Annotated in this window: 5 protein-coding genes; all 5 read left to right on the forward strand. The window is 72.1% G+C overall.

All coding sequences use genetic code 11. The features are described 5' to 3' along the window. Positions 1-1224 (forward strand): aldehyde dehydrogenase family protein (locus HW445_RS15280; RefSeq protein ID WP_180221566.1); only part of this gene is annotated, 1224 nt, incomplete at its 5' end. 81 nt (positions 1225-1305) lie between these two features. After that, positions 1306-2547, forward strand: a complete 1242-nt coding sequence (gene dxr / locus HW445_RS15285; RefSeq protein ID WP_180221567.1) for a 1-deoxy-D-xylulose-5-phosphate reductoisomerase — start codon at positions 1306-1308, stop codon at positions 2545-2547. Positions 2548-2558: 11 nt separating this feature from the next. Continuing rightward, entirely contained in the window at positions 2559-3854 is a 1296-nt protein-coding gene (locus tag HW445_RS15290) for an RIP metalloprotease (RefSeq protein WP_180221570.1), read from the forward strand. Between the two features lie 178 nt (positions 3855-4032). Continuing rightward, positions 4033-5190 (forward strand): flavodoxin-dependent (E)-4-hydroxy-3-methylbut-2-enyl-diphosphate synthase, encoded by a 1158-nt coding sequence (gene ispG, locus HW445_RS15295; RefSeq protein ID WP_180221568.1) that lies wholly within the window; start codon positions 4033-4035, stop codon positions 5188-5190. Between the two features lie 128 nt (positions 5191-5318). Continuing rightward, entirely contained in the window at positions 5319-6167 is an 849-nt protein-coding gene (locus tag HW445_RS15300) for a GNAT family N-acetyltransferase (protein ID WP_180221569.1), read from the forward strand. Positions 6168-6313: the final 146 nt, after the last annotated feature.

Consider the following 6313-nt stretch of genomic DNA (forward strand, 5'->3'; position numbering starts at 1 on the left):
CTCACCGAGCGCACCGAGGAGATCGCGCGGCTGATCTCCGCCGAGAACGGCAAGCCGGTCAAGTGGGCCCGCGGCGAGGTCGGCCGGGCGATCTCCGTCTTCCGGCTCGCCGCCGAGGAGGCCCGGCGCTGGAACGCGGGCGAGGCGCAGCGGCTCGACACCGACCAGGGCGGCACCGGGCGTCTCGCCCTCACCCGCCGTGTCCCGCGCGGCACCGTGCTGGGCATCGCGCCGTTCAACTTCCCGCTCAACCTGAGCGCCCACAAGGTGGCCCCGGCCATCGCCGTCGGCGCGCCGATCATCCTCAAGCCCGCGCCGGCCACCCCGATCTCCTCCCTGGTCCTCGGCGAGATCCTCGCCGAGACCGACCTGCCGGCCGGCTCCTGGTCCGTGCTGACCGTGCCCAACGACCGGATGCCGGCGCTGGTCCAGGACGAGCGCCTGCCGGTCATCTCCTTCACCGGCTCCGGCCCCGTCGGCTGGTCCATCCGCGACAGCGTGCCCCGCAAGCACTGCACGCTGGAGCTCGGCGGCAACGCCGCCGCCGTGGTCCTCCCGGACTGGGCGGGCGACGAGGACCTCGAGTGGGCCGCCACCCGCATCGCCACCTTCTCCAACTACCAGGGCGGCCAGTCCTGCATCTCGGTGCAGCGGGTGATCGCCGACGCGGCCGTGTACGACCGCCTGGTCCCCCTGATCGTCGAGAAGGTCGAGGCCCAGGTCACCGGCGACCCGGCCGACGACGCCACCGACGTGGGCCCGCTGGTCAGCGAGGACGCGGCGAGGCGCGTGGAGGCCTGGGTCGACGAGGCCGTGAAGGCCGGCGCCGAACTGCTCACCGGCGGCACCCGCGACGGGGCCACCTACGCGCCGACCGTCCTGGCCGGCGTGCCCGAGGGCGTCACGCTCTCCTGCGAGGAGGTCTTCGGCCCGGTGCTGACCGTGCAGCGGACCGAGGGCGAGGAGGCGGCCTTCGCCGCCGTCAACGACTCGCCCTACGGCCTCCAGGCCGGCGTCTTCACGCACGACCTGCAGACGGCGTTCCGCGCCCACCGCGCGCTCGAGGTCGGCGGCGTGATCATCGGCGACGTGCCGTCCTACCGCGCCGACCAGATGCCGTACGGCGGCGCCAAGCAGTCCGGCGTCGGCCGCGAGGGCGTCCGGTACGCGATGGACGACTACACCTACGAGCGCGTCATGGTCCTGACCGGACTGGCGCTCTAGCGGCCCGGCCGCTCGCGGAGCCCGCCCCGCATCACACGAGGGCGGGCTCCGGCGCGTGGTGCCGGGGGCCACAATGGGGGAATGACTGACAGCCCAGCTCCGCTCGCCGACCCTCATCTCGTCTTCGACCCGTCCGACGGGGCGCGGGACCTGGTGATCCTCGGGTCCACCGGGTCGATCGGCACCCAGGCCATCGACCTCGTGCTCCGCAACCCGGACCGCTTCCGGGTGACCGCGCTGTCCGCCGCCGGCGGGCGGGTGGACCTGCTCGCCGAGCAGGCGCACCGGCTGCGGGTGCGGACCGTGGCGGTGGCGCGGGCGGACAAGGCCGCGGAGCTGCGCGAGGCGCTGGCCGCGCGGTACGGCGCCGAGCCGCTGCCGGAGATCCTGGCGGGCCCCGACGCCGCCACCGAGGTCGCGGCGTCCGCGTGCCACACGGTGCTCAACGGCATCACCGGCTCGATCGGCCTGGCCCCCACACTGGCCGCCCTGGAGGCGGGGCGGACGCTGGCCCTGGCCAACAAGGAGTCCCTGATCGTGGGCGGCCCGCTGGTCAAGGCGGTCGCCAAGCCGGGGCAGATCATCCCCGTCGACTCCGAGCACGCCGCGCTCTTCCAGGCGCTGGCCGCGGGCACCCGCGCCGACGTCCGCAAGCTGGTGGTGACCGCCTCCGGCGGCCCGTTCCGCGGGCGGACCAAGGCGGAGCTGGCGCACGTCACCGTCGAGGACGCGCTGGCGCACCCCACCTGGGCGATGGGCCCGGTGATCACCGTCAACTCCGCGACCCTGGTCAACAAGGGCCTGGAGGTGATCGAGGCGCACCTGCTCTACGACATCCCCTTCGACCGCATCGAGGTCGTGGTCCACCCGCAGTCGTACGTGCACTCCATGGTCGAGTTCACCGACGGGTCCACGCTGGCCCAGGCCACCCCGCCGGACATGCGGGGGCCGATCGCCATCGGCGTCGGCTGGCCCGAGCGGATCCCGGACGCGGCCCCCGCCTTCGACTGGTCGAAGGCGTCCACCTGGGAGTTCTTCCCGCTCGACAACGAGGCCTTCCCGGCCGTGAACCTCGCCCGGCACGTCGGCGAGCTCGCGGGGACGGCCCCGGCCGTGTTCAATGCCGCCAACGAGGAATGCGTCGAGGCGTTCCTGGCCGGCCGGCTGCCGTTCACCGCCATCATGGACACCGTCGTCCGGGTGGTGGAGGAGCACGGCACGCCGAGGACGGGAACTTCCCTGACCCTGCCCGACGTCCTCGAGGCGGAGACCTGGGCGCGGGCCCGGGCGAGGGAACTGACGAGCGCGGAGGCGCGAGGGTGACGACCATCTTGTTGACCGTGCTCGGCATGGTCATCTTCTTCGTGGGACTGCTGGTCTCGATCGCGTGGCACGAGCTGGGCCACCTGTCGACCGCGAAGCTGTTCGGCGTGCGCGTCCCGCAGTACATGGTCGGCTTCGGGCCGACGATCTGGTCGCGGAAGAGGGGCGAGACCGAGTACGGGATCAAGGCGATCCCGCTCGGCGGCTACATCCGCATGATCGGCATGTTCCCGCCCGGCAAGGACGGCCGCGTCGAGGCGCGGTCCACCTCGCCCTGGCGGGGCATGATCGAGGACGCCCGCTCGGCGGCCTACGAGGAGATCCGCCCCGGCGACGAGACCCGGATGTTCTACACGCGCACGCCGTGGAAGCGCGTGATCGTGATGTTCGCCGGGCCCTTCATGAACCTGATCCTGGCCATCGCGCTGTTCTTCGTCTACCTCATGGGCTTCGGCATCCGTGAGGAGACCAACGTGGTCAGCTCCGTGCAGAAGTGCGTGATCGCCGCCAGCGAGCAGCGCGACGACTGCAAGGCCGGCGACCCCGCCGCGCCCGCGGCCGCCGCCGGACTGCGGGCCGGCGACCGGATCCTCTCCGTGGGCGGCGTGAACACCACGGAGTGGAACGACCTCTCCGACGCCATCCGCGTCCGCGCCGGTGAGCAGGACGTCCCGATCGTCGTCGACCGCAAGGGCGAGCGGCTCACCCTGCAGGCCGACATCACCACCAACAAGGTGATCAAGAAGGACGACCGCGGCATGCCGGTCCGCGGCGAGTACGTCGACGCCGGCTTCCTCGGCTTCGCCCCCGCGAGCGGCGTCTTCCGGCAGGACTTCGGCGAGTCGATCGTCTGGATGGGCGACCGCGTGGAGGACGCCTTCGACGGGCTGATCGCGCTGCCCTCCAAGATCCCCGCCCTGTGGGACGCCGCCTTCGGCGACGGACCGCGCGAGGACGACTCCCCGATGGGCGTGATCGGCGCGGCCCGGGTGGGCGGCGAGATCGTCACCCTCGACATCCCGGCCAGCCAGCAGGTCGCGGGCTTCGTCTTCGTGGTGGCCGGCTTCAACCTGTCGCTGTTCCTCTTCAACATGCTGCCGCTGCTCCCGCTGGACGGCGGGCACATCGCGGGAGCGCTCTGGGAGTCCGTACGGCGGAACGTCGCACGGGTCTTCCGGCGGCCGGACCCCGGCCCGTTCGACGTGGCCAAGCTCATGCCGGCCGCGTACGTGGTGGCCGCGGTGTTCGTCTGCTTCACGGTGCTGGTGGGCATCGCGGACGTGGTGAACCCGGTCCGCATCTCCTGACCGTCCCACCGGCCCGGCCGCCCGGTTTTCTCGGATCCGTCCTCCATCGTGTGGATTTGATCGGAGCGGGCGTGCCGGGCCGCCGGGCGGTGCCGTAATCTCGGATCCCGGAGCCCACCGGGGTTTCGAGCTTGTTGATACGCCTCGATCTTGACCACACCATGGGGTTGCACAGCAGATGACTGCGATTTCACTCGGCATGCCGTCCGTTCCGACCAAGGTCGCCGAACGCCGGAAGAGCCGGCAGATCCAGGTCGGAACGGTGGCGGTGGGCGGTGACGCTCCGGTCTCGGTGCAGTCCATGACGACCACCCGGACCTCCGACATCGGCGCCACCCTCCAGCAGATCGCCGAGCTGACGGCCTCCGGCTGCCAGATCGTGCGGGTGGCCTGCCCCACGCAGGACGACGCCGACGCGCTGTCGGTGATCGCGCGCAAGTCGCAGATCCCCGTCATCGCCGACATCCATTTCCAGCCGAAGTACGTCTTCGCCGCCATCGAGGCGGGCTGCGCCGCGGTGCGTGTGAACCCCGGCAACATCAAGCAGTTCGACGACAAGGTGAAGGAGATCGCCCAGGTCGCCAAGGAGCACGGCACGCCGATCCGCATCGGCGTCAACGCCGGCTCCCTCGACCGCCGCCTGCTCCAGAAGTACGGCAAGGCGACGCCCGAGGCCCTGGTCGAGTCCGCCCTCTGGGAGGCGTCCCTCTTCGAGGAGCACGACTTCCGCGACATCAAGATCTCGGTCAAGCACAACGACCCGGTCGTGATGATCGAGGCCTACCGCCAGCTCGCCGAGCAGTGCGACTACCCGCTGCACCTCGGTGTCACCGAGGCCGGCCCGGCCTTCCAGGGCACCATCAAGTCCGCGGTCGCCTTCGGCGCGCTCCTCTCGCAGGGCATCGGCGACACCATCCGCGTCTCGCTCTCCGCGCCCCCGGTCGAGGAGATCAAGGTCGGCATCAAGATCCTCGAGTCGCTCAACCTCCGCCAGCGGACCCTGGAGATCGTCTCCTGCCCGTCCTGCGGCCGCGCCCAGGTGGACGTCTACAAGCTGGCCGAGGAGGTCACCGCCGGCCTGACCGGCATGGAGGTCCCGCTCCGGGTCGCCGTCATGGGCTGTGTGGTGAACGGTCCGGGCGAGGCCCGCGAGGCCGACCTCGGCGTCGCCTCCGGCAACGGCAAGGGCCAGATCTTCGTCAAGGGCGAGGTCATCAAGACCGTGCCCGAGTCCAAGATCGTGGAGACCCTGATCGAGGAGGCCATGAAGCTGGCCGCGCAGATGGAGGCCGACGGCGTCATCTCCGGCGAGCCCTCCGTCTCGGTCGCCGGCTGACCGGATTCCCCCGCCCCGCCACGGGGCACCAGGGAGGGATCCGAGCCCCTGTGGGGACCCGGCGGCAGGTCCGCCGGGAGGCCGATACAGTGGCGGAAACCGGCAGATCATATGGCGAGGCCCTCCCCGTGTTGACCCAGACGACCACCAGGGTTCTGGAACCCGACGACCTGCACGCGGCGCTCGCGGTCCTCGACCGCGAGCCGGTCGCGAACGCCTTCGTGGCCGCGCGCGTCCGGGTCGCCGGGCTGGACCCGTGGCGGCTGGGCGGCGAGATGTGGGGCTGGTACGAGGACGGCGTCCTCACCTCGCTCTGCTACGCGGGCGCCAACCTGGTCCCCATCTGCGCCACCCCCCGCGCCGTGCGGGCCTTCGCGGACCGCGCGCGCCGGGCCGGGCGGCGCTGCTCCTCCATCGTGGGCCCCGCCGAGTCGACCGCCGCGCTCTGGCGGCTCCTGGAACCGCACTGGGGACCCGCCCGCGAGGTGCGCGCCCGCCAGCCGCTGATGGTCACCGACCGGATGCCGGACGACGTGGCGCCCGACCCGCGGGTGCGGCGCATCCGCAAGGACGAGATGGAGACCATCCTCCCGGCCTGCGTCGCCATGTTCACCGAGGAGGTCGGCGTCTCCCCGCTGGCCGGTGACGGCGGGCTCCTCTACCAGGCCCGGGTCGCCGAACTCGTCGCCACCGGGCGCTCCTTCGCCCACGTCGACGACGAGGGCAAGGTCGTCTTCAAGGCCGAGATCGGCGCCGCCACGCCGCAGGCCTGCCAGATCCAGGGCGTCTGGGTGGCTCCCGAGTACCGGGGGAAGGGCCACGCGGCGCCCGGCATGGCCGCGGTCCTGCGGTACGCGCTGAGCGACGTGGCGCCGGTGGCCAGCCTCTACGTCAACGACTTCAACGCCGCGGCGCGCGCCACCTACCGGCGCGTCGGCTTCCGTGAGACCGGCATGTTCATGAGCGTCCTCTTCTGACCCGGTCCGCCGCCCTTGTCGGCATGGGGCCGCCGCTGGCGGGGGCCGTCTTCGGGTGGGTGCCGATGGCTGGGTGCCGATGGTCGGGTGCCGCGTGTCCTCGGCCCGGGGCCGCCTCCGGCGGGTGCCGGCGCCCTGCGCTCGGC

The sequence above is a fragment of the Streptomyces sp. UH6 genome (assembly GCF_013421635.1).
GTDB lineage: Bacteria > Actinomycetota > Actinomycetes > Streptomycetales > Streptomycetaceae > Streptomyces > Streptomyces abyssomicinicus.